Source organism: Mesorhizobium sp. NPDC059054, from assembly GCF_042739215.1.
GTDB lineage: Bacteria > Pseudomonadota > Alphaproteobacteria > Rhizobiales > Rhizobiaceae > Mesorhizobium.
This window is the reverse complement of record NZ_JBHYHV010000006.1, coordinates 317430-338649: the sequence shown is the minus strand read 5'-3', so window position 1 is coordinate 338649 and position 21220 is coordinate 317430. Positions and strand designations below refer to the sequence as shown.

The window sequence follows — 21220 nt, the reverse complement described above, 5'->3', positions numbered from 1 at the left end:
TTCCATCAATCGGTCTTCGTGGAGAAGCTGTCCAGCCAAAGCTGGGTCGAAACGATGCCCACAAAAGCGGTATCGTCCCGGAAGCTGGCCGTCTCCTGATGCAAGACCTTGTTTTTCAGTTTTTCGACCGCTGTAGCGTTGAAGAAGCCGCCTTTGGTGATGGCGGCCCCGGAGAGTACGTCTGCCAGATAACGCGGGGGCGTTGCCGCAAAGGCCTGGCTGTCCGGCGCGCGATAGGGCTGCTTCGGCCGCTCGATGATCGCCTCGGGAACCAGGCCTTTCGCAGACTGCTTGAGAATATGCTTCTCCCGCAGGCCGTGCAGCTTCATGTCCGGAGACAAGCCCGCAGCAAAGTCGATGATGCGCGGGTCGAGGAACGGAAAGCGGCCTTCCACACTGTTTGCCATCATGACGCGATCGCCCTGCGCGGAAAGGATGTAGCCCGGCAGAAGGAACGTCGTTTCCAGATATTGGGCCTGATGCAATGGATGCCAGCGGGAAAAATCCGACGGCAGCATGGAGGCCAGCTCCGCGGTCCCATCATAGTCGCCGAGCTCCTGCTTGAGTTCAGATGAAAAGAAAAGTTTGGCGGCACCTGTCGAGCGGAAGCGCGGCCGATGCGAATAGAGGAGATCGTCGATGCGGTCGTCGTCGGCACCGAAGAAGCGGGCCAGATATTCCGGCGATTGCCGCTGCAGGCCAGGCAGATAGGGATAGAGCCGCTGGAACAGCAATGGCCGGAACTTCGAGTTGGGCTGGCGGCCACAGAAGCGGCGCAGTTTCGCTTCGCGGAAAATATCGTACCCGGCAAACAATTCATCCGCGCCTTCACCGGTGAGCACTGCCTTTATGCCGTTGTCGTGCACCAGTGCCGAGAGCTTGGCGAGTGGCGCCGGCGCCGTGCGCAGGATCGGCCGTTCGACATGTCGTATGACGGATGGGAACAAGCCCGAGATATCGCTGGCGGAGCAACGGGCAGTAGTGTGTTCCACGCCGAGCTCTGAGGCCATCACGGCCTGCCATTTGCTCTCGTCGTGTTCTTCGCTGTCGAAGCCCAGCGAAAAGGTTCTGAGCCTTTCGGGGTGCGTGCGAGCGGCGAGCGCCGACACAAGAGAAGAATCCAGACCGCCGGAAAGATAGGAGCCGACAGGCACGTCGGCACGAAGCCGAATGCGGGTGGCGTCGTCGAGCAATGCCCGCAGCTCTTCGACCGCGTCGGATCGCGGCCGGATATCACCGGCATCGAGATAGGTCTGCCGCCACCAGGCGCGCTGTTCGACGCGTCCACTTTCCACGATCATCAGGTGACCGGGCGGCAATTCCGAAATGCCCTGGAATGCGGTACGGGGAGCAAGCGGCGTCCACAAGGTGAAGATCTGGTCTAGTGCAAGCGGGTCGAGCCTCGCCTCGATGCCCGGGACAGCGAGCAGCGCCTTGATCTCGGATGCGAAGAACAGCGTGTCGCTGCGCTGTGTGTAAAACAGCGGGCGCACGCCCATGCGATCGCGAGCCAGAATCATGCGTCCCTGACGTGCATCCCAAAGCGCGAAGGCGAAATCGCCATTGAGTTCATCAAGGCAATCCAGGCCCTTCTCGTCGTAGAGTTGCAGGATCACCTCGGTGTCCGACCGGGTGCGGAATTGCCGGCCCTTGGCGATCAGCTCATTCCGCAGTTCGACATAGTTGAAGATCTCGCCATTGTAGGAGATCACCAGATTGTCGGACGGACCGGACATCGGCTGGTGGCCGTCGGAGAGACCGACGATCGACAGCCGTCGATGCGCCAGCCCGGCCTCGCCATCGATATGGATGCCACTGTCGTCCGGACCCCGATGAGAGAGTTGCCTCGTCATGCGAGCCAGCAGCGCCTTCGCTTCAGCCGGCGCTACACCCTTTCCGAAATACCCCGCCACCCCGCACATCAGGCCACCGTCATGTGAAGCGGTCGCCGATCAGACGAGTCCAACCTTCTCCGGCAAGACCGTTGACGAAGGCCTGCCCGCTGGTAAAGGCCTCGATCAGTTTCGGGTCGCGAGAATGAACGATGGTGGATGCGGCATGCACGAATGCGATCTTGCGTCCCATCATGGCGCCGAGAAGCGCAGGCTGCGTGCGTCCGCGCAACGCCGGCATGTTCCGTGAGTCGGCATGACGCATCATCCGGTCGATCACGAGTCCTTCGCGACCAGGCAGTGATAGGACCTGGACGACGCGACCGAGACGCCCCCTGTCGCCGTAGTAGAGGAACAAGCCGATTGGTGCGCCGTTCGAGCGGGCGCGAACAACCCGCAGCACCCTTTCACCATGGATAACCTTCCGGCGAGCCTCGGCCAGCATATAGCGCAGGCGTTCAGCATCCCACTGCGGCCGCAACGCGAACTGGCGCAGGAATGTCGGGATAATCTCGGCGGCTTCGTCCTCGCTGACGTCGCCATCGGTGAATGCGTCCGCGCGACTGACCTCCGGCACATAACCGTACCAGTCTGATTTGGCACGCTGCGCCAGCGCATCGAAGGGCCGGAGAAGAGGCGTGAGAAGCCTTGCCCCAGGCACACGCTTTGCGACGCTGTCCGCGACAAACGAAACAGGACGCAGGATGCGCAGCCATTCGAGGCTGTAGTCCGGCAGGATATGCCCGTTCACCTTCTGCCAGAGAGCTGTCGACAGGTCGTTCGAGGTTTCGGTGAAGGAGAGATCCTGTGGACCGGAGAGGACATCCCGCAACAGTCGGGCACCGGCGAAGGGGTCGTCTTTGCGGGCATCCACCATAAAGGTGCCGCAGACGGCTGCGCGCAGCGTCCTGCCGGCATGTTCCATCGCAAGCGGGAAGATGCCGAAGAAACCGCTCACGGTGCCGTCGTCACGCACGTGGACCTTGGAGGCCAGTTCTGGATCGTAATTCGGACCTTCGAGGAACAGTGTCTTCAGATAATCGGCGAGGGCGCGCGGGTCCACGCCGTTGCTGCGCAGGAGCCGCTGAAACAGCGCTGCGACGGCCGGCAGATCCTGAGCCGTTACCGGTCTGATCTCAGGCATGCTTGTCGCCTCGGCCAATCCTGAACACGTCTACGCTTCCAATCGCGAGCACAGCTTTACGTATGGGCAGCGTCGTATCAGCAACTTCTAACCAAATGATTGGCAGCGCCATAGTTTGGAAGAAGATGTGAAGCTTGGCGAACAGATGCTTAAGACGTCCCAAGAAGAGTGTTCTTCAGAAGCCCTTTCGGCACCTGGGCTCATTTGTGGGGGCAAAAGTCGATGCTGGTTTCAAATCACCGGCTGCGACGCACCGTCTGGGACGGCGTTTCACCATATCTGCGGCGATAGGCAGCTGCAGCGCGGCCGAGATGCCCGAGGCCGGCCTGGCCAGCCAGTTCGGTCACGGATCGTCTGCTTTGAGGATCGTTGAGTAGCGAGCGGAAATGATCGAGGCGGACGGCCTCGATCATCTGCACCAGTGTCGTTCCATTGTGGCGGCGTACTGTCTCCTGCAGCGAGCGCAGGCTGACGTCGACCGCCATGGCGATGTCGCCGACGCTGAAGTCTCGTTCGATGTTGGCGCGGATCCAATCCTGTGCCCGACCGATGGTGGATGATGCCGCCGCTGGAGCCGGCGCATCGAGCGCCGTGCGTTGCGAATGGGCAAGCGAAGAAAGCAGCAGGGAAGACAGGCTTTCCCCGAGCCTCGCCAGATAGGTGCCGAACGCGGCATTGCCGTTCTCGACACTTTCCAGCATCAGGCCGACATGATTGAGTGCCAGCCGTCCCGCAAGGCTCGACAGGTCGACGGCCGTCTCGAACTCGACCTTGTCGACGGCGCGATCCGCCAATTCGGCGCATTGCCTTTGCATGACTTCACGCTCGATCAGCACGATCAGCTTGGCGCAGCCGTCGGACCAGCGCATGCGGGTCGGCAACGTCGGCGACAGCAGCGAGGCGATATGACCCGGGCGCGCCTGGGCCGTGGTGGTGCCGCAACGGACTTCGGCCGAGCCGGCAAGGGGGATCTGCAGCAGGAAGAAGGACGAGAGTTCGCCGGGGTCGATTTCGACTTCCGAGCCATAGCCAACGAAATTCAGCGAATAGCCGCGCTGTCGCGAGGCGCGATGAACGGCGTGGAAGCCGGCGGCGTTGGCCTGGCGCGGCGACAGGAAATGCGGGCAGAAGATGCGGCCGATCTCCTGGCGCGCTTCCTCCGGTGAAAACGTGTCCACCAGGGCGTGCCGGGCCAGCGGCGATCTCAGATTGACTGCGTCCATGCGGCAGCCTTCCCATTCACCCCGTACGGCCGCGCATTCTGGATAGTCTTTGCGCGTATTGGATTGCGGCCACGGCGCTTCCACCTCAGTCTTAATCTAGTTGAAGTCTAAAAGAAACGCGAGTCCCGCCAAAGTCGGGGTAACGCGTCGGACGGGGAATATCTGGAGGAGCCTATGTCGTCCGCGCCTTTCATCGCCGGCATGCGCAAGGTCGCAGGCGCCGTCTCCGTGATCACCACGACGGGCAGCGACGGGGAGCGGCGCGGCCTTACCGCAACGGCCGTGTGCTCTTTGTCGACCGAGCCGCCTTCGCTGGTCGCCTGCGTCAACCGCAAGACCTGGGTGGCGCAATTCGTGCCGGATTCCGGCGTGTTCGCGATCAATGTGCTGTCGCATCTGCAGGAAGACGTTGCGCGCACCTTCGCCGGCCAGACCGAGCTCGCGGCGGGCGAGCGGTTCGGCATTGGCGATTGGCATTCGGGAGTGACCGGCGTTCCGGTCGTGCGCGGGGCGCTCGCCTCGTTCGAATGCCGGTTGGAACAGGTCGTCGAGCACACGACCCATGTGATCCTGATCGGTCATGTGGTGGAGACGGTGCTCGGGGACGGGCAATCGCTGGTCTATGTCGAAGGCGGTTTCTCGGCGGTCGGGCATGTCCGGTCCGCTGCCTGAACCAATGGATCGAAACGAGCTGGGAGAAGATCGATGAAGGGTTTGAACGGAAAGACGGCGATCATTTCAGGTGGGGCCACGCTGATCGGCGAAGGCTGCGCAGCGGTTCTTGCAGGCTACGGCGTCAACGTCGTCATCGCCGATATCAACGAAGCGGATGGTGAGGCGGTCGCCAGTCGGATCGGCGCCAAGGCCAGTTTCATCCGCACCGACATCACCAGCGACGAAGACATCAAGGCTCTCGTCGAGGCGACGGTGAAACGTCATGGCCGGCTGGACTTCCTGGTCAATGTCGCTGCCACCTATCTCGACAATGGTGCAGAAACCACGCGCAGCGAATGGCTGAAAGCGTTCGATGTCAATGTTGTCGGTTCGGTGGTGCTGATGCAGGAGGCGCGTCCGCATCTGGCCAAGACCAAGGGCGCGATCGTCAATTTCGGTTCGATCTCGGCGCGTGTCGCCCAGGTCGGACGCTGGGCCTACCCGGTTTCCAAGGCAGCGATCCTGCAACTGACCCGCAACCAGGCACTCGATCTCGCAGCCGACGGCATCCGCGTCAATGCGGTGTCGCCAGGCTGGACCTGGAGCAACATCATGCGCCAGCTGTCCAATGACAACCGACCGAAGACCGACGGGGTAGCGGCTCCTTTCCATCTGCTGAGGCGTACCGGCGACCCGGCGGAAGTCGCGGAAGCAGTGGCATTTCTGCTTTCCGATGCGGCGAGTTTCATCACCGGCACCGATATCCGTGTCGACGGCGGCTACACGGCGATGGGGCCGGAACGCATCGATCCGGCCATCCCGCTTTTGATGGAATAAGCCTGGCAAGCGCTGCAAAGAGAAACAAGGGAAGAGAACGACGATGAGCAAGCGCATCACGATTTTAGGAGGAGGGCAGGCGGGCCTGCAGCTCGCCTGCGGCCTGCTTCAGCACGGCTACGAGGTGAAGGTCGTCCAGAACCGGACGGCGGAAGACATGCGCACCGGCAAGGTTCTGTCCAGCCAATGCATGTTCGACACCGCCTTGCAGAACGAAAGGGAGATTGGCCTCAATTTCTGGGAAAAGGAGTGCCCGACCGTCGATTCCATCAATTTCGTCGTACCATCGCCGGATCAGCCTGGCGCCAAGGCGATCGACTGGAACGGCAAACTCGACAAGCCGGCGCAAAGTGTTGACCAGCGCGTGAAGATCCCGGTCTGGATGAGCGAATTCGAGCGGCGTGGTGGCACGCTGGAAATCAAGGAAGCCGGCATCGCCGATCTCGAGACCTACGCTGCGTCGTCTGACCTCACCATCGTTGCCGCAGGCAAGGGCGACATTGCCAAGCTGTTCGAGCGCGACGCGGAAAAATCCCCCTTCGATAAGCCGCAGCGCGCGCTGGCACTGACCTATGTCCATGGCATGGTGCCGCGGCCGGACCATTCGGCGGTCAATTTCAATCTGATCCCCGGCGTCGGTGAATATTTCGTCTTTCCGGCGCTGACCAATTCGGGTGCTTGCGAGATCATGGTGCTGGAAGGCATTCCCGGCGGGCCGATGGATTGCTGGAAGGACGTGACTTCACCGCAGGAACATCTGGCGCGGTCGAAATGGATCCTAGATACATTCCTGCCCTGGGAAGCGGATCGCTGCCGCAACGTCGAACTGACCGATGCCAACGGTATCCTGTCAGGAGCATTCCCGCCCACCGTGCGCAAGCCTGTCGGGCACCTGCCTTCAGGCCGGCTGGTGCTCGGTCTCGCGGATGCCGTCTGCCTCAACGATCCCATCACCGGGCAGGGATCGAACAACGCTTCGAAAGCGGCGAGGATCTATATGGACGCCATTCTGGCGCATGGCGACCGGCCGTTCGACGCCGCCTTCATGCAGGCGGCCTTCGACCGCTATTGGCACTATGCGCAATATGTCGTCGGCTGGACGAATGCGATGCTGACGCCGCCACCGCCGCATGTGCTCAACATCATGGGGTCGGCACAGGCCTATCCAGCGCTCGCCAGGAGAATAGCCAACGGCTTCAACAACCCGCCGGACCTGTTCCCCTGGTTCGCCGTGCCCGAAGAAGCCGACCGTTACCTGCAGCAACTGGCGGCTTGATCTTTCAGCGGCATGGCCGGGTTACCAGTCATGCCGCGTGGAAGCTCTTATTCGAAGTAGACGCTGATGGTTCCATAGGGACCGAAGTCGGCGGCGATGGTGTCACCATGCCGCGCTTCGACCGGGCGCACGAAGGAACCCGACAAAACGACTTCACCGGCGGCGATCCCCATCCCGTAGGCGTGCAGCCGGTTGACCAGCCAGACAATGCCCATGGCCGGATGGTTCAGCACGCCGGCGCCCAGGCCGGTTTCCTCAACCTCGGCATTGCGCGAGACGATAGCGCCGATCCAGCGCATGTCGGCGTCAAGTGGACGGATCGGCCGTCCGCCGAGCACGATACCGGCATTGGCGGCGTTGTCGGAGATGGTGTCGAAGAAGGTGCGGGCCTTGCCGGCTTCCTTGTTGGTGCGCTCGATGCGCGTGTCGAGGATTTCCAGCGCCGGCGTGATGTAGTCGGTGGCATTCAGCACATCGAAGATGGTCACGTTCGGGCCGCGCAGCGACGCCTTCATGACAAAGGCGATCTCGGCCTCGATGCGCGGCTGGATGAAGCGATCGGCGGGAACCGTTCCGCCGTCGGCGAAGAACATGTCATCGAACAGAATGCCGGAATCCGGGATATTGATGTTGAGCGCCGACTGCATGGCCTTGGAGGTCAGGCCGATCTTCCAGCCCTTGGTGACTGCGCCGGCTTCGCTCTTTTTCTTCACCAGAGCTGCCTGCACTTTGTAGGCGTCGTCCATGGTGGCGTTCGGGAAATCGAGGCTGAGCAGGCGGATCTGGCGCCGGCTGCGTTCGGCCTCGAACAGGCGTGTCGCGGCATCGTCGATTTCGGCGGGTGTCATGGTCGTCGCGCTCACTCGTCAACAACTCCGTTGCGCAGGATGCCGATGCCCTCGGCCTCGACCTCGATAACGTCGCCAGGCTTCAGCCAGATCGGCGGGTCGAAACGGGCGCCGGCGCCGGTCGGGGTTCCGGTGACGATGACATCGCCCGGCACCAGGGTCGTGAAGGTCGAAATATAGGCGATGATCTTGCGGAAAGAGAAGATCATGCGGCTGGTGCGATCGCTCTGGCGAACCTCGCCGTTGACACGCGTTTCCAGCTTGATGTCGGCGATCTGCGCCTCATCGGTGAACGGCACGAGCCAGGGGCCGATCGAACCGGTACGGTCGAAATTCTTGCCCTGAGTGACGTTGAATTTGGCGTGCCGGACCCAGTCGCGGATCGTGCCTTCGTTGCACAGCGAAAGCGCTGCGATGTGGTCGAGTGCGCTTGCTTCCGGAATGCGGCGACCGCCCTTGCCGATGACGATGACGATCTCGCCCTCATAGTCGAGCTGCGGTGATTCCGGTGGGCGCACCAGATTGGCCCCATGGCCGACGAAGGAACGCGGAAAGCGGATGAACAGCGAAGGGTTGGAAGGCGCGGCCTGGCCGTCCTTGTACTCTTCGTTGCGGTCGGGAAAATTGACGCCAACGCAGATCAGCTTTTCCGGCATCGGCACCGGGATCTCATAGGCGATGTCGGAGAGCGAGAAGTCGGCCGGCAAGCCGGCCGCTTCTTCTGCCAGGCGGCGCAAGGCACCGGCTTCGATGACTTCCCGCAGCGTTGGCCATTGGCCGCCATAGCGGCTGGAAAGATCAACGGCACCGTTATCGGTGATGGCGCCGTAGCGCGTCTTGCCGCCTGCGGTGAATGTGGCGATGCGTCCGTTCATGCCCGGCTCCTTACCTACGTCGATATCGGTCAGGGCGCGATGATCGGCGAAGCGGCGAGATCGGGGTCGCGCGGCTCGACGCCGGCGAACACGCTGCCTTCCTCGAACCAGGAACGCGGCGCAGGTGCCCCCCACAAGGTCTGCCGCTGCGGATCCTTCAGGTCCCACTTGATGGGCTCAAGATCGGGATCGACCGTCTGGTAATCCGAGCAATAGATCTCGATGCGATGGTTGTCGGGGTCGCGGACGTAGAGGAAGAAGGCGTTCGAAATGCCGTGGCGGCCAGGGCCGCGTTCGATGTTGCCGATGTAGCCGGTGGTGGCCATCAGATCGAGCAGATCGATGATGTTGAGCGGCGTCGGCACCCAGAAGGCGACATGGTGCAGGCGCGGGCCGCGGCCGTTGGTGAAGGCGATGTCGTGCACGCCGCCCTTGCGGTGCGTCCAGGCGGCCCACAACTTTCCGGTCTCGGCGTCTTCCGTGTATTCGGTCACGCGGAAGCCGAGCTCGTTGTAGAAGGCAACCGATTCATCGACATTCGGCGAATAGCAATTGAAGTGGTCGATGCGCAGCGGCTTCACGCCCTTGTAGAGGGCATATTTCTGATGGATGGGCGGCAGACGGTCCATCTTGGAATAGAATTCGAGCGGAATGCCGTGCGGATCGCGTGTGCGGAAAGTGCGCGACTGGTAGGGCCGCTCGACCCACTCCACCGGCAGGCCCTTGGCCTTGAAGAAATGCTCGGCCTTGTCGAGGTCTTCCTCGCTGTACAGCTTGAAGCCGAGGTCGCAGGCTTCCGCCTTGTCGGCCTTGCGCAAAACGATGCAGTGATGGCCACGCTCCTCCAGCGCACGCAGGTAGATGGCGTCTTTGCTCTCGTCAGTCACCTGCAGGCCGAGCGTATCGACATAGAACGCGCGGGATTTCGCCAGGTCCGTGACGGCAAGTTCGACATGGCTCAGCCGCACGATGTTGAAAGCGGGATAGAGATTGGGTTGCGGCAAAGGCATCGGGTTCCTCCTCGTATGTGTCGCTGCGCGGCCTGGCTGCGCGGCATGGCGAAGCCGCGCGGCAGGGCGTCAGCCGCCAAGCCTCTGGATGGCGTGCGGCTTGGTCGCGAAAGCGATGTTCTTGGTTTCCATGTAGAAGTCGAACGACCAGTCACCGCCGTCGCGGCCGATACCGGAATTCTTCACGCCACCGAATGGTGTCGGCAGATGGCGCACATTCTCGGAATTCACCCAGATCATGCCGGCTTCCAGCGCTTCGGTGAAGCGGAAGGCGCGTGTCACGTCGGACGTCCACAGATAGCCGGTGAGGCCGTAATCGGTGTCGTTGGCGATTGCCAGCGCTTCTGCCTCGTCCTTGAACGGGATGGCGGTGAGCACAGGGCCGAAGATCTCTTCGCGGGCGACGCGCATCGAATTGTTGGCGCCGGTGAAGAGGGTGGGGGCGATATAGCAGCCGCCGCCAGGACCATCGAACTTGGTGCCGCCGGCAGCGATGGTGACGCCTTCCGACTTGGCGATCTCGATGTAGGAGAGCACCTTCTTCTCGTGCACGGGGTGGATCAGCGGGCCGACCACCGTCTCGGGATCGAGCGGATGGCCGATCTTGATACGCTTGGCCTTCTCGGCAACCAGCGCGGTGAACTTGTCGTGGATGGAAGCCTCGACCAGCAGGCGCGACGAAGAGGTGCAGCGTTCGCCATTGAGCGAATAGATCATGAAGACCGCGGCATCCGCCGCACGTTCCAGATCGGCGTCGGCGAAGACGATGACCGGGTTCTTGCCACCCAGTTCGAAATGCACGCGCTTCAGCGTATCGGCGCCCTGCTTCATGATCATGGAGCCGGTGCGGCTCTCGCCGACGAAACCGATGGCCTTGATGTCGGGGTGCTCGGTCAGTGACTTGCCGGCATCTTCGCCGAGGCCGTTGACGAGGTTCCACACACCCTTGGGCAGACCGGCCTCTTCGGCGATCTCGACCAGGAGACGCGCGCTCAGCGGCGAGAACTCCGCCGGCTTGTGGACGATCGTGCAGCCGGCGGCCAGCGCCGGCGCGATCTTCCAGGTCGACAGCATGAAGGGGGTGTTCCAGGGCGTGATGACACCGACAGGGCCGATCGGCACGCGTGTCGTCATGTTGACCTGGCCGGCGTCCTGCAGGGTGCGGCCGTCGCGTGCCTGTGGTGCACGGTCGGCGTAGAAGCGGAAGTTCTCGGCGCCGCGCAGTGCCGCCTTGGCCATGAATTTCAGCGACTGCCCGGTGTCCATGCATTCGACGAAGGCGATTTCCTCGGCGCGCGCGACGATGGCATCAGCGATCTTGTGCAGCAACTTCTTGCGGGCATCGCCCGACATGGCCGCCCAGTCGCGGAATGTGGCTTTCGCTGCCTTGGCGGCGCGGTCGATGTCGGCGGCCTTGCCGTGCGCCACCTTGGCCAGCGGCTTCAGGTCGACTGGCGAGATCGTTTCGAAGGTCGTGCCGTCGGCGGCCGGTACTGCCTCGCCGGCGATATGATTGAGCACGCCGTCGCGCTTGAAGCGTTCAAGATAGGCGCTTGCCTTGCGCAGATTGTCGTCCAGTGCGCTCATGCTTTCGTCCTCGTTACTTGCCGCGCAGTCGCGGGTGGATCGCATTCTTCTTCCAGCTCAGTTCGGCGTCGATCTCGCGGATCTCGAGCGACAGCGCGAAATGAGGGGTGGCAAACAGCGGTACCAGCCGTTGTGACACGGCGGCGAAGATGGCCTCGCCGGTGCGCTTCTTTTCTTCCGCTGTGCGGCCCTTGCCGATGCGGAAATTCATGTCGATGAAGCCGTTCTGAGGCAGCCGGTCGGCGATCGCGTAGGCTTCCGCGCGAAATGCCCGCACACGGATGGCGCCGATCTCGAACAGACCCGTTTCCAGGATCGTGTCCGCCACCAACGTGCACAGGCCTTGGATATCGACCGTTTCATCGAGGTTCGCGGAATATTCGATCGCCATGTGGGGCACGGCGTTCCTCCACTATAAAGTCGACTGTTTGTAATTAACATGTGAATTACATCTTGACCGATGAAAGTCAAGCGCTGTTGAATGGGTTGTGCCATCCGCTCGCGGCGGGATTGCCGGTGCCGCCAAAATCGCGGATATAGCGCTTAAAAGCCGACTGCGCGTAGCGCGTGTGCCGGTTCGTGAAACAGACGGAACCAGAGCGGAGACGCCATCTTGCTGCCGCCTTCCACACGACGCTCCCTGCCGATGACGCTTCTGCGTGCCCGCGAAGTGATCATGGCACATTTTCGGCCGATGCTGGCCCGGCACGACATCACCGAACAGCAGTGGCGCGTTTTGCGCGTGCTGGCCGAGACCGGGCCGCTCGAGGCAACCGAACTTGCCGGCCGCGCTTCGATCCTGCCGCCGAGTCTCACACGCATCATCAAGGCGCTGGAGGAGCGCCGGCTCATCACCCGCAATCGGGTAAAGGACGATGGCCGGCGCGCGCTGCTTGCCATCACGCCAAGCGGCGTGGCGCTGATCGAGGACCTGGCTCCCGAGCGCATCGCCATCTACGAGGCGATCGAGGGACGATATGGCGCCGAGCAGTACGAACAGCTCCTCGACATGCTGGAAAGCCTGATCCAGTCGGAGAGCAGCGAAGGCTGAGTTTTTTCTCTTTGGGGATCGAGCGGCTGCGAGCCTCGTTCGACCATCCGCCATCGTGGCCCGTTTCTCACCCACCGAAACTGCCGAGCGCCATCGGCTGCGAATAGTTGCGGTCGACGTAAAGCAGTGCCGCTTCGCCGCTGCCGTGGCGGATGTCGACGACGCGGCCGAACATCACATTGTGCGTACCAACCTTGTTGACGTCGCCGATCTCGCAATCGAACGAAACGATGGCGTCGAGCAGCGCCGGCATGCCGGACGGCATGGTCTGCCAGGTCGCTGCCTGGTAGCGCTCGGCCATGTCCCGGATGGCGCCAGCGAATTTCGAGGCCAGATGCATGTGTGCCTGCGTCAGCACGTTGACGCAGAAACGTCGGTTGTCGAGGAACATTCCCGTCTGCCCCGAGCGCTCGTTCATGCAGATGAGCAAGGTTGGCGGATCGTCGGAAACACTGCACATGGCCGTCGCGGTAAAGCCGCCGCGACCGGCCGGTCCATCCGTTGTGACGATGTTGACGGGCGCGCAGACACGCGCCATGGCGTCACGAAATTCCAGTCTCGAGACCTGCGGTTGCATGGCTGGTCCTCATGCTCAATCGTCGCCTAACGGCGGCAGCCAGGTGTTGCCGGTCCAGCCGTTCTCGTCATAGTCGGCCATGCAGGTGTCGACGAGTTCTTCCATCTGCTTAAGCCGGCCACCGCGCTCGGCGCCCTTCAGAACCTGCAGCCGGACCTCTTCCTGGGCGCCGGCATAGTTGAGTTCATAAAGCGCGTGGCGGCCGCCGAACTCTGTGCCGGTGGCGTCCCAAAGCAGCTTCATGATCTTGATGCGCTCGATGTGCCCCATGTTGTCGGAACCCCGCACATATTGCGCCAGGTAGCGGTCGATGTCGGGATTGCCGAAATCCTTGGCGGAGGAAGGCAGGTAGATCAGGCCGGACGCGACGACCTTACGTACCGTCTCGATGACGCGCGGATAGGCCTCGGACATGAAGGTGCGGTAGGCGAGCGCAGCTTCCATGTTCGGCAGCACGGCACCGCCTGCCCATGGGATCGGGTTATAGGCCATTGCGTTGGAGAAGCTCCAGAACATGTGGCGCAGCGCGATCACTTCACCGAGTGCCGCCTGGTTGCCGCGGAAGGCATCGCCGCCAGTGGCGCGCAACGCCTTTGCAAGCAGGCCGGCCAGGAAATCGAGCTTCACGGCAAAACGTGTGCAGCCCTGGAAGCAATAGCCGTGCATGAAGCCGGAAGCGGGGTGGAACGAGAGGATCTTCTGCGCGTCGCGCAGCACGAGAACGTCCTCCCAGGGCACGAAGACATTGTCGAGCACTAGAATGGCGTCGTTCTCGTCGAAGCGGGACGACAATGGATAATCGAAGGGGTGGCCGACCGTGTTGGCCGTCTGCTCGTAGGAAACGCGGCAGAACATCTTCACGCCCGGCGCATTCATAGGCACGATGAACATCACCGAAAGCGAGGGATCTTCCGTCACCGTGGCGGAACTCTGCGCCAGGAAATTGTAGTGGGTCAGCGCCGACGAGGTTGCCACCACCTTGGCGCCGGAGACCCAGATACCCGCATCGTTCTCCTTGGTGATGTGGACGAAGACATCCTTCACCTGTTCGGCCGGCTTGTGGCGATCGATCGGCGGATTGACGATGGCATGGTTCATGAACAGGACGGATTCTTGCGCCCGCTTGTGCCAGGCGCGAGCGTTGTCCTTGAACGGGCCGTACCAGTCGGCATTGGCGCCCAGCGTGTTCATCAGCGCCGCCTTGTAGTCGGCGGTGCGCCCCATCCAGCCATAGGTCATGCGCGCCCAATGGGCGATGGCACCCTGCTGTGCGACGAGGTCGGCCGGTGAATGGGCGACGCGGAAGTATTTGTGGGTATAGCCACCCGAGCCGGTATCGGTCGGTGAAGTGAGAACAGCCTGCTGCTTGGGGTCGTGGAGAGCATCGTAGAGACGGGCGAGCGAGCGCACCGAATTGCGCATCGCCGGATGGGTGGTGACGTCGGTTATCCGTTCGCCGTTGATATAGACCTCGCGGCCGTCGCGCAGGCTTTCCAGATATTCGGCGCCTGTGAACGGGCGCGTCTTGTCGGCCCGGAAATCTTCTGCTCGCATCATGATCCTCCCTTGATGCGTTGAGAGTAGCGCCGGGCAGGGCGATGGTTTATGGACAAAAGTTGAAAACCGCTTGGACTTTTTCGGGCGCCATGAGCCAGGTCTTCATCCCTGAATTCTTCGTCTACGGCGAACCCGCGCGCGCGCTCGACGTCGGTTTCTTCCACGTCGAAACCGTTCTCGCGCGCGAAGGTATCCATCGCGGCCGCGTGCAGCCGCACAAGCATCCGCAGATGGGCCAGATCACCTTCTGGACAAGCGGCCGCGGTAATTACCGGATCGAACAGTTTTCCGAAGATTTTGCAGCACCCGCCGTGAGTTTCGTGCCGAGCGGCGTGGTGCATGGCTTCATTATCGAGCCGGGCACGGACGCGATCGTGGTCTCGGTTGCCGACGATGCGCTCGCCGCAATCGCAGCGAACACGTTGCTGCCACTTGACCGGCCGGTTTTCATCACCGGACGCGGCGACGACACGCTGTGGCGAAAACTGGAGACCAGTATCCAGGCAATCCAGGAGGAATATGCCGATGCGCTGCCAGGCATGGACAAAATCCTGCCGTCGCTGATCGCCGTGGCGCTTTCCGGCATTGCGCGGCTGGGCAGCGGGCCGCAACCGATCGAACTTCCCGCGGCGGGCGCGCTGGCGGCCAGGCTGCGCCATCTCATCGACCGGAACTTTCGTGAAGACTGGCCGGTGGAGCGTTTTGTCGAGACACTGGGCACCACACGGCACCTGCTCGACAAGGCCGCCCAGCAAGTGCTGGGCACCGGGGTGCGGCAAGCCGTCAATGAAAGGCGCCTGGTGGAAGCCAAGCGGCTGCTCGCCTTTACCATCCGCTCGGTTGAAGACATCGCCTTCGAGACGGGCTTCAACGACCCTGCCTATTTCTCGCGTTTCTTCCGCAAGGCGACAGGCTTGTCGCCCGCGGCGTGGCGGAGGGAGCGACTAGGTCCCTCCGCCGGTTGAAGCCTGCTCAGGCGGTCGCCGCCGTCAGGCCGGCATCGAGACCTTCCGCGATCCTGGCGACGTCGGCGGCGGTGATGATGAGCGGCGGCGAGAGGATGATCATGTTGCCCGATACGCGCAGCATGACGCCGGCGTCGTAGGCGGCATCGGCCACCTTGGCCATGGTCTTCTTGTCGGCTGCTTTCTTGGTGCCGCGATTGGACACCAGTTCGAGCGCTCCCATCAGGCCCTTGCTGCGTACATCGCCGACCAGCGCATGCTTGGCTTTCAGCGCTTCCAGCGCCTTGCCCAGTTCAACGCCGCGCGCTGCCGCGTTTTCGTTGACGCCGAGACGTTTGGTTTCGGCGAGCGCGGCAAGGCCCGCTGCACAGCCAACCGGATGGCCGGAATAGGTGTAGCCGTGACCGATGGCGCCGAAGCTGGTCTTGTCGGCTTCGAAGACATCCGCCACTTTCTGTCCGATCAGCGTGGCGCCGAGCGGGAAGTAGCCGCAGGTGATCGCCTTGGCGATGGTCATGAAATCCGGCTTCACGTTCCAGAGCCGGGATCCTGACCAGGCGCCGGTGCGGCCGAAAGCCGTCACCACTTCGTCGGCGATCAGGAGGATGTCGTGCCGGTCGCAGATCTCGCGTACCAGCGGCATGAAGGTTTCCGGCGGCACGATGACGCCACCGGCACCGAGAACCGGTTCCATGATGAAGGCGGCGATGGTGTCGGCACCCTGGAAGGCGATCTCTTCCTCGATGGCGCGCGCGCACAGCCTGGCGAGCGTGGCCGGATCGGTTTCATCGAACGGGTTGCGATAGGTCCAGGGCGCCGGCGTGTGGAAGCAGCCCGGCAGAAGCGGCTCGTAGTTGCGACGGAAATTGGCATTGCCGTTGACCGAGGCGCCGCCGAAATGCGTGCCGTGATAGCCCTTCTTCAGCGCCAGGAATTTTGTGCGATCGGCCTGGCCGCGGATTTTCCAGTATTGACGGGCAAGGCGCAGCGCGGTCTCGACGGAATCCGAACCGCCCGAGGTGAAGAAGGTGCGCACCATGCCTTCCGGCGCGAACCACTGCGAGAGCTCATAGGCGAGCTCGATCGACGGGCCGGTCGAGGTGCCGCGGAAGCCCGAATAATAAGGGAGGGTGTCGAGTTGGGCTGCGATCGCCTGCTTGATCGGATCGCTGCTGTAGCCGAGATTGACGTTCCACAGGCCGCCGACGGCGTCCAGCACCGTACGCCCTTCGATATCGGTGACATGGGCACCTTCGCCTTTCATGATCACGCGCGGCGGCGATGCGCGCATCTCCGCAGGATGCGCCATTGGATGCCAGATCGGCTTGGCATTGTTTTCGGCGAAAAAGTTGGTGTCGCGCATCTGAAGTCTCCAATTCCTAAAGGGTGAGGCCGAAATGGCCGAGCGCTTCGGCGTAAGATCGGGCAGGGCTGGCCACATCGAAATGAACGGGCCGCATGCCGGCGGCGACCGCTCCGTCGATGTTGCGTTTCTGGTCGTCGACAAACACGCAGTCACTGGCCGGCAAGCCAAGTGCATCGGCAACGGACTGGTAGGCGCGAAGGTCCGGTTTCAGGATCTTCGTGTGGGTGGCATCGACGATCGTCTCGAAGAGGGAAAGCAGCGGCAGCCGGCCGCGGAAGTCGGCACCGTAGAACAGGTCCAGTTCATTGGAGAGCACCGCAAGCCTCACACCCACGGCATGAGCCTTGCGGATGGCGCGATCGGCTTCCGGTCGCACGACGGCTTCCGGATCGGCGCCGCGGGCGCGGCGCACGAAGGTCTCCATCGCATCCCAATCCTCGCCGACGAGCCGGCCGACCTCGCGGGTGCGGGTTTTCCAGTAGTCGCGTTCGCTGATCTCATCTGCCTGCATGGAGCGCCAGAGTGGGTCGGAAGCCAGGTCGAACGGTCCTTGCCAGGTCAGTGTGCCGGGCTTGAGGCCGAGCGCCTTCTCGGTGAGCTCGTGCGTTTCGAACAGCGTCCTGGTGACGACGCCGCCGAAATCCAACACCAGGGCTTTGGGGGCATTCACGATGCTTGCCCCTGGACCCGCTCCCGGCGAAGGCCGGGGGCGATCACGCCGTTCGCCGCCCAACGATCGAAGATCGCCAGAGCCGTGGTGGTGAACTCGGCGCTGTTGATGTGGCCTTCGATCTCGTGGAGTTCGACAGGTGCTTTGATGACGCTGCGTATCTCGTCGGAAAAGGCTGCAAGCGCGTCGGGTTCGTAGAGCGGCTCACCTTCCTGATCCCATTGTTCGATACCGCCTGCCGGCAGGATGAAAGCGACGGGGCCGGAAGCCAAAGCAAGCTTTTCCGAAATTGCCCGGGCGACACGGCGGCGGCCGGCTTTTCCCGTCGTGACGGAGGCGAGCAGACGATTGTGGGCGTGATAAGGACGATCTGACAGTCCGTCCGGAACCGGCTTCCAGGTCGGGAAGTCGACCATGTCGACCGCTCCCGGGGCAACGATCTGCGGGATACCGGCGCGGCCGGCATTTTCCAGACGGTCGACGCCGGAAGAGACGACGCTGCCGTTCAAATGATTAGCGACTTCCTGCAGGCTGAAATCCAGAACCGCGACGAAGCGGTTGCCGGCTGCGAGCGATTCAAGCGCACGTCCGCCCATGCCGGTGGTGTGGAAGATGACAACTTCGTAGCCGCGTTTCTCGAGCTCAGGCCGCAGCGTCTTCATGTAGGAAAGGCAGCTCGTCCCGAGCGACGAAATTGCCACGGTCGGCAGGTTCGGGCGCGGTTTCGCCGTCGTGATCGCGGCGCCGACAACGGCGCCGGATGCCTGGGAGAGCACGGCCTTGCAGGTGTCGTTGAGGCCATAGAGACCGCCGGCCCACAGGATCATCATCAGATCCGGCGCGATCCGCTCGGGCGGGATCAGATGGGAGTAGGCGATGGTGGAGACGATGAATTTCGGCACGCCGATCGGCAACGCGAGCGCGATGTCGAGCGCCAGGTCGGTGCCCATCGTGCCGCCGATGGCTATGAAGGCATCGATCTTGCCGCCAGCTTCGAGCTCGCGGACGAGGACGGAGGCGCCTCGCGCCATCAGTTCCATGGCACTGTTCTCGTCGCCGGACTGCGCGATCGCCTCGATGGTGGTGCCGATCGCGGCGGCCACGGCGTGCTTGTCGTATTCGGGGCGGTAGGGTGGGTCGCCGAGCACGCTGACGTCGAGCATGATGGGCTCGCCACCTGCGCTGCGGATGCGTTCGGCCATGTAAAGCAGTTCGTCGGCCTTGGTGTCGCCGGTGCCGCATAGAAGAATCTTCGGGATTTTGGTCATCCGTTCCGCTCTGGTGATTTTTGGTTCTATTCGTTGGCTGCCTTGGCGCGACGGCCGGTCAGGCGCTCGCTGATCTGGAAGGCGGTCTCGACGACAGCAGTCCCCAGGGACTCCGTGTCAGCGGGTTCGATGCGGGCACGTGGTGCCGCGATCGCAAGCGCGCCGACCGCGGTGCCGCGCGAACCCAGGATGGGCGCTGCGACGGAAAAGACGCCGTCTTCATAGCCTTGTGCGCCGATGGAATAACCTCTCGCACGGGCGGCCGAGACCAGATCCCTGATCGCCGCCGGATTGGTGACCGTGTGCGGTGTGTAGGATGCCAGCCTGGCGCCCAACGCCGCTTCCATGATGCGGCGGTCGGCAAAAGCCATGAAAGCGATGCCCGAGGCCGTGGCGTGCAGGGGCAGGGTTTCGCCGATCGGCACGGCAACGCGGTTGGCTTTGCTCGATTCCACCACGTGGACAGAGATCAGCCCGCGGCTCGAATGTTCGGAGAAGTGTACGGTCTCGCCGGTCTTGGCGGCCAGTGCCTCGGCGAGCGGAACCGCTGTCCTGAGAAAAGGAAACTGCGCTTCGCGCATCAACGCCAGCCGTGCCACGCCAATGCCCAGCCGGTAGAGGCGGCTGCCGCCATCCTGCTCGACCAGCCCCTGGTCCATCAACGCCAGAAGCAGACGTCGGGTCGTCGCCTTGTCGAAATCGGCCGACCGGGCGAGATCCGCCAGCGTCCTTTCCGGCTCGCCTTGCCCCAGCACCTCCAGCAGGGACACGGCCTTGGCCACAGTGCTCATGCGTTTGTCTCTCCTCCAGATACTTAACGCGCGAATTAACTTGACAGGTGCCGAGCATCTTTGCAAGTCTATATTCGAAATGTCGTTTTAAATAATGAAATGAAAACAGGCCGTTCGGCTATCCGGCATTTCAAATGGGCTTGTGGCCCCGCCTGGCGGGGAAGGAGGAGGAATTCATGACAACCGTAGTGGAATCCGGAGAAGCCAATCGGCTGAGAAAGAACAGCCTTGGCGTCGGCGCCGTAACGTTTCTGGTGGTTTCAGCCGCAGCACCGCTGACAGCGGTCGCAGGCGGCGTGCCGCTTTCCATGCTGATGGGCAATGGTGCCGGCATTCCCGGCACCTTCCTGATCGTCACCGCAGTGCTTTTGATCTTCGCGGTCGGCTACGTCGCGATGGCCCGGCACGTCGCCAATGCCGGCGCCTTTTACGCCTATACGGCCAAGGGCCTCGGCGGTGCGCTGGGCGGTGCCGCAGCGCTCATCGCCATCTTGTCCTACAATGCCATGCAGATCGGCGTCTTCGGCCTGTTCGGCGCCGCCACCTCGGGCCTGTTCGCTGGCTGGGGCATCAACTTGCCATGGTGGGTGTGCTGCTTCATCGGCGTCGCCCTGGTCGGCGTCCTCGGCTATCGCCGGGTCGACCTGTCGGCCAAAATCCTCACCGTTCTGGTGCTGCTCGAGTATCTCGTGGTGCTGGTGGTCGATCTCGCCATCCTGCTCAAGGGAGGCGATTCCGGCCTCAGCATGGCGCCGTTCACGCCGACCCAGATCCTGAGCGGCGCGCCGGCCATTGGTCTGCTTTTCTGCTTCGCCGCCTTCATCGGTGTCGAGGCTACCACGATCTATTCCGAGGAAGCGCGCGAGCCGCATCGCACGGTGCCGCGCGCCACATACATTTCGATCCTGGTCATCGGCGTGTTCTACATGTTCACGTCCTGGCTGATGGCGAATGGCGCGGGTGTCGACAAGCTGGTGCCTTCATTGCAGGCGCTTCAGGATCCGACGACCTTCCTGTTCACGCTGTCCGAGCGTTATGTCGGCACTGCGGTGACGCAGTTGATGAGCATCCTGTTCGTGTCCAGCCTGTTCGCCGGAGTGGTCGCCTTCCACAACGGCGTCGCCCGCTACTTCTATGTCGCCGGGCGCGAGAAGTTGTTGCCTGAGTCGCTTGGCGTCACGCATCCGGTGTTCAAGAGCCCGCATGTCGGCTCGCTGATCCAGACGGCAATCGCCTTCCTGGTCATCGCGCTGTTCGCCGCTACCGGTCAGGATCCGGTGCTGGCGCTGTTCTCCTGGCTCACCAATGTCGGTACGCTCGGCATCATCACGCTGATGGCGCTGACGTCGTTCTCGGTGCTTGCCTTTTTCAGCCGCAATCCCTCGCTGGAAAGCAATGTGCTGAAGGCCAAGGTCGCGCCGGTCATTGCCGGCCTGGTTCTTGCCTACATCATCTTCCAGATCGTGGAGAACTTCGGCAGCCTGTCGGGCGCATCGGGCACACTGTCCTGGTTCCTGCCTTCCCTGGTTCTGATCGCGGCAGTGCTCGGCCTGGTGCTGGCCCTTGCCCTCAAGAGCAAGAACCCGGCAGCCTTCGCCCAACTCGGCAACGAGGTGAAAGGGTAGGGCG

20 protein-coding genes are annotated in these 21220 nt (G+C 62.6%); 6 read left to right on the top strand and 14 right to left on the bottom strand.

Features of this window, described 5'->3' with window-relative positions; translation table 11 throughout:
• Positions 1 to 5 precede the first annotated feature (5 nt).
• The 3 genes from asnB to ACFWXH_RS25450 form a co-directional block, all read right to left on the bottom strand.
• Positions 6 to 1922: an asparagine synthase (glutamine-hydrolyzing) gene (gene asnB / locus ACFWXH_RS25460; RefSeq protein WP_379124090.1), complete on the bottom strand. Its 1917-nt coding sequence runs from the start codon at positions 1920 to 1922 to the stop codon at positions 6 to 8.
• Between the two features lie 10 nt (positions 1923 to 1932).
• The gene (locus tag ACFWXH_RS25455; RefSeq protein ID WP_379124089.1) at positions 1933 to 3036 is read right to left on the bottom strand and encodes a hypothetical protein; all 1104 of its coding nucleotides are present in this window, start codon (positions 3034 to 3036) and stop codon (positions 1933 to 1935) included.
• 236 nt (positions 3037 to 3272) lie between these two features.
• A complete protein-coding gene (locus ACFWXH_RS25450; RefSeq protein ID WP_379124088.1) occupies positions 3273 to 4259 on the bottom strand; it encodes a helix-turn-helix domain-containing protein in 987 nt (328 codons plus the stop codon).
• A gap of 174 nt (positions 4260 to 4433) precedes the next feature.
• On the opposite strand from ACFWXH_RS25450, the gene ACFWXH_RS25445 reads away from it, so the two are divergent.
• From ACFWXH_RS25445 to ACFWXH_RS25435, 3 genes are read left to right on the top strand one after another with little or no spacing between them, the layout of a single operon-like run.
• Positions 4434 to 4931 carry a flavin reductase family protein gene (locus ACFWXH_RS25445; RefSeq protein ID WP_054309599.1) on the top strand — a complete coding sequence of 166 codons (498 nt, stop codon included), beginning with the start codon at positions 4434 to 4436 and terminating at the stop codon, positions 4929 to 4931.
• A gap of 33 nt (positions 4932 to 4964) precedes the next feature.
• Positions 4965 to 5750: an SDR family oxidoreductase gene (locus ACFWXH_RS25440; protein ID WP_379124087.1), complete on the top strand. Its 786-nt coding sequence runs from the start codon at positions 4965 to 4967 to the stop codon at positions 5748 to 5750.
• 43 nt (positions 5751 to 5793) lie between these two features.
• A complete protein-coding gene (locus tag ACFWXH_RS25435; protein WP_379124086.1) occupies positions 5794 to 7026 on the top strand; it encodes a styrene monooxygenase/indole monooxygenase family protein in 1233 nt (410 codons plus the stop codon).
• Positions 7027 to 7073: 47 nt separating this feature from the next.
• Here the strand turns inward: ACFWXH_RS25435 and hpaH are convergent, their stop codons facing one another.
• The 5 genes from hpaH to ACFWXH_RS25410 form a co-directional block, all read right to left on the bottom strand.
• Positions 7074 to 7874, bottom strand: coding sequence for a 2-oxo-hept-4-ene-1,7-dioate hydratase (gene hpaH, locus ACFWXH_RS25430; protein ID WP_379124416.1), 801 nt, complete (start codon positions 7872 to 7874; stop codon positions 7074 to 7076).
• Positions 7875 to 7885: 11 nt separating this feature from the next.
• Positions 7886 to 8749, bottom strand: coding sequence for a fumarylacetoacetate hydrolase family protein (locus ACFWXH_RS25425; RefSeq protein ID WP_379124085.1), 864 nt, complete (start codon positions 8747 to 8749; stop codon positions 7886 to 7888).
• A gap of 29 nt (positions 8750 to 8778) precedes the next feature.
• On the bottom strand, positions 8779 to 9759 hold the full coding sequence (gene hpaD / locus ACFWXH_RS25420; RefSeq protein ID WP_054309603.1) for a 3,4-dihydroxyphenylacetate 2,3-dioxygenase: 981 nt from the start codon (positions 9757 to 9759) through the stop codon (positions 8779 to 8781).
• 69 nt (positions 9760 to 9828) lie between these two features.
• Positions 9829 to 11346, bottom strand: a complete 1518-nt coding sequence (hpaE, locus tag ACFWXH_RS25415) for a 5-carboxymethyl-2-hydroxymuconate semialdehyde dehydrogenase (protein WP_379124084.1) — start codon at positions 11344 to 11346, stop codon at positions 9829 to 9831.
• 13 nt (positions 11347 to 11359) lie between these two features.
• The gene (locus ACFWXH_RS25410) at positions 11360 to 11746 is read right to left on the bottom strand and encodes a 5-carboxymethyl-2-hydroxymuconate Delta-isomerase (protein ID WP_379124083.1); all 387 of its coding nucleotides are present in this window, start codon (positions 11744 to 11746) and stop codon (positions 11360 to 11362) included.
• Positions 11747 to 11992: 246 nt separating this feature from the next.
• Between ACFWXH_RS25410 and hpaR the strand changes: the two genes are divergently transcribed.
• Positions 11993 to 12397 carry a homoprotocatechuate degradation operon regulator HpaR gene (gene hpaR / locus ACFWXH_RS25405; RefSeq protein WP_162839659.1) on the top strand — a complete coding sequence of 135 codons (405 nt, stop codon included), beginning with the start codon at positions 11993 to 11995 and terminating at the stop codon, positions 12395 to 12397.
• Positions 12398 to 12464: 67 nt separating this feature from the next.
• Here the strand turns inward: hpaR and ACFWXH_RS25400 are convergent, their stop codons facing one another.
• Positions 12465 to 12974 carry a flavin reductase gene (locus ACFWXH_RS25400; protein ID WP_379124082.1) on the bottom strand — a complete coding sequence of 170 codons (510 nt, stop codon included), beginning with the start codon at positions 12972 to 12974 and terminating at the stop codon, positions 12465 to 12467.
• A gap of 15 nt (positions 12975 to 12989) precedes the next feature.
• Positions 12990 to 14528, bottom strand: coding sequence for a 4-hydroxyphenylacetate 3-hydroxylase N-terminal domain-containing protein (locus tag ACFWXH_RS25395; RefSeq protein ID WP_054309608.1), 1539 nt, complete (start codon positions 14526 to 14528; stop codon positions 12990 to 12992).
• Between the two features lie 92 nt (positions 14529 to 14620).
• Between ACFWXH_RS25395 and ACFWXH_RS25390 the strand changes: the two genes are divergently transcribed.
• Complete coding sequence (locus ACFWXH_RS25390; protein WP_379124415.1) at positions 14621 to 15496, top strand: helix-turn-helix domain-containing protein; 876 nt, start codon at positions 14621 to 14623, stop codon at positions 15494 to 15496.
• Between the two features lie 7 nt (positions 15497 to 15503).
• Here ACFWXH_RS25390 and ACFWXH_RS25385 read toward each other — a convergent pair whose 3' ends face one another.
• Genes ACFWXH_RS25385 through ACFWXH_RS25370 form a run of 4 tightly spaced genes read right to left on the bottom strand, consistent with a single transcriptional unit; the run spans position 15504 to position 19591 of the window.
• Positions 15504 to 16859 (bottom strand): aminotransferase class III-fold pyridoxal phosphate-dependent enzyme, encoded by a 1356-nt coding sequence (locus ACFWXH_RS25385; RefSeq protein ID WP_379124081.1) that lies wholly within the window; start codon positions 16857 to 16859, stop codon positions 15504 to 15506.
• 16 nt (positions 16860 to 16875) lie between these two features.
• Entirely contained in the window at positions 16876 to 17532 is a 657-nt protein-coding gene (locus ACFWXH_RS25380) for an HAD family hydrolase (protein WP_379124080.1), read from the bottom strand.
• Positions 17529 to 18800, bottom strand: coding sequence for a Tm-1-like ATP-binding domain-containing protein (locus tag ACFWXH_RS25375; protein WP_379124079.1), 1272 nt, complete (start codon positions 18798 to 18800; stop codon positions 17529 to 17531). The genes ACFWXH_RS25380 and ACFWXH_RS25375 overlap by 4 nt, the downstream gene beginning before the upstream one ends.
• A gap of 26 nt (positions 18801 to 18826) precedes the next feature.
• Complete coding sequence (locus ACFWXH_RS25370; RefSeq protein ID WP_379124078.1) at positions 18827 to 19591, bottom strand: IclR family transcriptional regulator; 765 nt, start codon at positions 19589 to 19591, stop codon at positions 18827 to 18829.
• Between the two features lie 176 nt (positions 19592 to 19767).
• Here ACFWXH_RS25370 and ACFWXH_RS25365 point away from each other — a divergent pair, with 176 nt between their 5' ends.
• The gene (locus ACFWXH_RS25365; protein WP_379124077.1) at positions 19768 to 21216 is read left to right on the top strand and encodes an APC family permease; all 1449 of its coding nucleotides are present in this window, start codon (positions 19768 to 19770) and stop codon (positions 21214 to 21216) included.
• The last annotated feature ends 4 nt before the right edge of the window (positions 21217 to 21220 follow it).